Source organism: Neisseria sp. P0022.S010, assembly GCF_051956635.1.
In genome coordinates this window covers 1-5,104 of sequence record NZ_JBQCXF010000205.1, presented here as the reverse complement: position 1 = coordinate 5,104, position 5,104 = coordinate 1, and the positions used below count along the sequence as shown (strand labels likewise).

At 55.1% G+C, this 5,104-nt stretch carries 2 protein-coding genes; both read right to left on the bottom strand.

All coding sequences use genetic code 11. The features are described from left to right. Window positions 1-92: 92 nt before the first annotated feature. A complete protein-coding gene (mfd, locus tag ACTHUT_RS13730; RefSeq protein ID WP_440418901.1) occupies window positions 93-3,971 on the bottom strand; it encodes a transcription-repair coupling factor in 3,879 nt (1,292 codons plus the stop codon). Window positions 3,972-4,101: 130 nt separating this feature from the next. Next, window positions 4,102-4,794: a VIT1/CCC1 transporter family protein gene (locus ACTHUT_RS13725; RefSeq protein ID WP_250600258.1), complete on the bottom strand. Its 693-nt coding sequence runs from the start codon at window positions 4,792-4,794 to the stop codon at window positions 4,102-4,104. Window positions 4,795-5,104 lie beyond the last annotated feature (310 nt).

The following is a 5,104-nucleotide window of genomic DNA, read 5'->3' as shown; positions in this document are numbered from 1 at the left end:
CAATATAGCCTAGTGCAGACTACTTTTTTGCTGTTTCAATGCCTTAAAAAGCAGCCTACACCTTTTTCAGACGGCCTTTTTTTCTTCATCCTTTACTTAACCATCACCCTTTCTTTCAAAGTCTTCAATACGTTCTTCACCGTATTAATCCGTACTTCGATATTTTCCATCTCTGAGGTAAATCGCAGCTTATCCGCTCCGGCAAGGCGATATTTTTTGTCGCTCTGAATCAGCAGGATGATTTCGGTTGGATCGACATTGTTGTTTTTGCCAAAGGTTACCGTTACCGCTTCGCTGGTCGCATCAATGGCATCGATGCCCAGTTCTTTTGCCGCAATCCGTAAGTGGTGGCTTTCGATGAGGGTTTTGACGGGTTGTTCGGGCAGGCCGAAGCGGTCGACGAGTTCTTCATGTATGGCGTTGATTTGCTGCACGGTTTCGCAGACGGCGAGGCGTTTGTAGAGGACGAGCCGTTCGTGGATGTCGGGGCAGTAGCTTTCGGGCAGCAGGGCGGGGCTGTGCAGTTTGATTTCGGTGGTGATGCCCAGCGGTGCGTCGAGGTCGGGCTGGCGGCCCTTTTTGAGGTCGCGCACGGCTTGTTTGAGCATTTCGGTGTAGAGCGTGAAGCCGACCTGTATCATTTCGCCGGACTGTCCTTCGCCGAGGATTTCGCCTGCGCCGCGGATTTCCAAATCCTGCATGGCGAGGGTGAAACCTGCGCCGAGTTCGTCTGCCGCCGCGATGGCGTCGAGGCGTTTTTCTGCGTCTTTGGTGATGTATTCGGGTGTGAGCAGGTAGGCGTAGGCTTGGTGGTGGCTGCGGCCGACGCGCCCGCGAAGCTGGTGCAGTTGCGCCAGTCCGAATTTGTCGGCGCGGTTGATGATGATGGTGTTGGCGTTGGGAATGTCGATGCCGGTTTCGATGATGGTGGAACAGAGCAATACGTTGAATCTTTGCTGCAAAAAGTCGCGCATGACTTGCTCCAACTCGCGCTCGCGCAGTTGTCCGTGCGCCACGCCGATGCGGGCTTCGGGCAGCAGGGTTTCCAGCCGCTCGCGCATGTTTTCGATGGTATCCACTTCGTTGTGCAGGAAAAATACCTGCCCGCCGCGTTTAAGTTCGCGCAACACGGCTTCGCGCACGCTGCCTTCGCTGAAGGGTTTGACAAACGTTTTCACGGCGAGGCGGCGGCTGGGTGCGGTGGTAATCAGCGAGAAGTCGCGCAGACCTTCTAGCGCCATACTGAGGGTGCGCGGAATCGGCGTGGCGGTCATGGTGAGGATATCGACATTGGCGCGCAGGCGTTTGAGCTGCTCTTTTTGGCGCACGCCGAAGCGGTGTTCTTCATCGATAATCACTAAACCTAAGTTTTTGAATTTGATGTCGTCCTGCACCAATTTGTGCGTACCGATAACGATATCGACTGTGCCGTCCGCCATGCCTTCCAGCGCGGCTTTGGTGGCTTTGCTGTTGTTGAAACGCGAAAGGCTGGCGACTTTCACGGGGAAATCGGCGAAGCGGTCGGCGAAATTTTGCGCGTGCTGCTCCACCAGAAGCGTGGTCGGGGCGAGTACGGCAACCTGTTTGCCGCCCATCACCGCCACAAACGCGGCGCGCAGGGCGACTTCGGTTTTGCCGAAACCGACATCGCCGCACACAAGGCGGTCCATCGGCTTCGCCTGCGTCAAATCTTTAATCACGGCGGCGATGGCGGCGGCCTGGTCTTCGGTTTCTTCGTAGCCGAAGCCGTCGGCAAACGCCTGATAGTCCAACTCGTTGATTTCAAACTTGTGTCCCGATTGGGCGGCGCGTTGGGCGTAGAGGTTGAGCAACTCGGCGGCGGTGTCGCGCGCTTTTTCGGCGGCTTTGCGCTTCGCCTTGTTCCACGCGCCGCTGCCGAGCTTGTGCAGGGCGACGTTTTCATGCGCCTGGCCGGAGTAGCGGCTGATTAAATGCAGTTGCGAAACAGGCACATAAAGCTGCGCTTCGCCCGCGTATTCGAGCAACATCATTTCGTTGGTTTCGCCGCCCAAATCCATCGTTACTAAGCCCATATACCGCCCGATGCCGTGTTCTTCGTGTACGACGGGGTCGCCGATGTTGATTTCGGCAAGGTCGCGCAACAGGCCGTCTGAAACGGCGGCGTGTTTCTTGCGGCGGTCGTGGACGCGCGAACGGGCAACGTATTGATAAAGCTCGGATTCGGTGATGACGGCGATGGCACTTTGAGCGGCAACTGCTTTGCCTTCTCCCCAACCCTCCCCCACGGGGGAGGGAGTAGGTTGCTGTCGGATTTGCCCGTGCAGATCATTTACGACGGGATGCGGGCTGCTTTTAGTTTTCAGGTCGTCTGAAATGGCGGCTGCATTCTGTTCCCTCTCCTGTGGGAGAGGGTTTGTTGCGACTGCGGAAAATTCGGTTTGGTCGGCAACCGCTTTGCCCTCTCCCCAACCTTCCCCCACGGGGGTGGGAGCAGGTTGCTGTCGGATTTGCTCGTGCAGACTATTTTCGACGGGGTGCAGGCTACTTTCGGTTTTTAGGTCGTCTGAAATGGCGGCTGCACTTTGTTCCCTCTCCTGCGGGAGAGGGCTAGGGAGAGGGTTTGTTGCGGTTGCGGAAAATTCGGTTTGGTCGGTAACCGCTTTGCCTTCTCCCTCAGAGGCGGGAGTGGGTTGCTGTTGGTTCGGGGATTGCAGCCCGCCCAGTTTGAACCCGTATGCCAACGGCGCGACCGTGATCATCAGCGGCTCGTGTGCCGATAAAAAGCCCTGCCAGTCGGACACAGGTTTGGCCTTCAAACCGTTTTGCTGCAAGAAGCCGAGCATGGTTTCGCGCCGTCCCAAGCTTTCGGCGCACAGCAAAATCCGTCCTTCAAAGGTCGTCTGAAAATCCTTCAATGCCTGCAACGGTTCGTCGGATTGGCGGTTGACGGCAAGGTCGGGCAGGGTGTGTTCCTTGCCGGAAACATCGGGCAGCACTTGTCCGTAGTTTTTCAGACGGCCTGCGAATACGTCGGAAGAGAGATACAAATGCTGTGGAAGCAAAGGCGGATAATTTTCGTCGCCCTGCGCCATGGCGTAACGCGATTTGACGTCGCTCCAAAAGCGGTTGGCTTCGGCGTGAACGTCGCCCAATGAAACAAACAACGCATCTTCGCCGATATAGTCAAACAGCGTTTCCAGCTCGTTTTCAAAAAACAGCGGCAGATAATATTCCACGCCCGCGCCGAAGTGGCCCTTGCTGACGGCTTTGTACACGGCGGCATCGTTCGGATTGCCATCGACTTCCTCGCGGAAGCGGCTGCGGAAGATTTTTTGCGCCTCGCTGTCGGTGGGGAACTCGTGCGCCGGCAGCAGGCGGATTTCGGAAACGGGGGAGATGGTGCGCTGCGTGTCGGTGTCAAAGGTTTTGATGCTGTCGATTTCATCGTCGAACAAATCGATGCGGTAAGGCATCTCGCTGCCCATCGGGAACAAATCGACAATCCCGCCGCGCACGGCAAATTCGCCCGCCGCGACAACATGGGAAACATGGTTGTAGCCCGCGTCCACCAAATCGGTTTTCAGACGGCCTATATCCAAAGTCTGCCCCGTTTTCAGCCAAAACGTGCGCCCCGCCAGAAACGGCACGGGCGGCAGCTTCTGCATCGCCGTGGCAACCGGTACGAACAACACGTCCGCCGCGCCGCTCTTAATCTGCCACAACGCCGAGAGCCGCTCCGACACCAAATCCTGATGCGGCGAAAAACGCTCGTAAGGCAGCGTTTCCCAGTCCGGCAGGAACACCGCCGTATCGTGCGGACGGAAAAACCGCCATGCCGTCTGAAGGCGCAACGCCTGTTCCGCATCTTGGGTCAGCACGACTTTGAGCCGCTTATGCGGCAGATAACGTGCCAAAGCCAAGGGCAACGAGCCTTGAGACAGATTGAGCCAACGGGATTTTTCACGGGGTTTGGGAATCGGATAGGTCATGACAAAACAGTTTGTAATAAGTAAATACAAGCACCACAGGCCGTCTGAAAAATTTTCAGACGGCCTTTAGCGATCAAATATATTTTCAATTTTACTGGATACAGGTTTAAAAGAATATAAGGCCTTGCATTCAGACGGCCACACCCGCCAATTTTCCAATAAACCCGGTTATCGCCAATGCCGCTACGCCCCATAAGCACACGCGCAAAACGGCAGGGACAACAGGTGCGCCGCCGAGTTTGGCGGAGACATAGCCCAATCCTGCCAGTCCGCATAAAGTGGAAACTGCCAAGGCCGGAACAATGGCACTAGAAGCTGTCAATGCGACCAGTAAAGGTAAAATCGCGCCGGCACAAAATGAAGCGGCAGAAGCCAGAGCGGCCTGCATGGGTTGGGCGGCAGATGTTTCGGTAATGCCGATTTCGTCGCGCGCGTGGGCGGCGAGCGCATCGTGTTCCATCAAGGCTTTGGCCACCTCTGCGGCGAGCGGGTCGGACAAACCGCGACGGCGGTAAATTTCCGTCAGCTCTTCCAACTCCGCATCAGGATTATTTGCCAATTCGTAGCGTTCTTTGTGCAAATCGGCTTTTTCCGTATCCGATTGGCTGGACACGGAAACATACTCCCCCGCCGCCATTGACACCGCGCCCCCGATAAGCGCCGAAACGCCCGTCAACAGCAGGGTTTGGAAATCTGGCGCGGCTGCGGCTACGCCCGTCAATAGAGAAGCAGTGGAAATCAGGCCGTCATTGGCACCCAATACGCTTGCCCGAAGCCAGCTGTTGCGGTCGCTGAAATGGCGTTCGCTGTGGTATGAATACATATATACTCCGATAAATTGGCTGTTTCCAGATGATGATAACATTGTATTGTTTTTTGAATTCAATGTCAGTTTATCCCTTCAAATCAAGCATTCTTAAATCTTTCTGTTGCCATTTCAAACCATAAAAACCAACACTCCTCTTTGGATTTTTTCAGACGGCCTGAACGCTTTTACAAGCAAATTTATTGTTCCAAGTCATGGCATTATCACAAGGCAGATTTGTACTGCTTGGTTTATCCGTTTAAAGATGCTATCTTTATAAATCTTTCCACTCCTCAATCCATTGAAAGGATGTATCATGGCCGAAGAA

Excerpts from the sequence above, each read along its gene's own strand:
- mfd (WP_440418901.1), bottom strand. The coding sequence starts at position 3,971 with ATGACCTATCCGATTCCCAAACCCCGTGAAAAATCCCGTTGGCTCAAT.
- ACTHUT_RS13725 (WP_250600258.1), bottom strand. The coding sequence starts at position 4,794 with ATGTATTCATACCACAGCGAACGCCATTTCAGCGACCGCAACAGCTGG.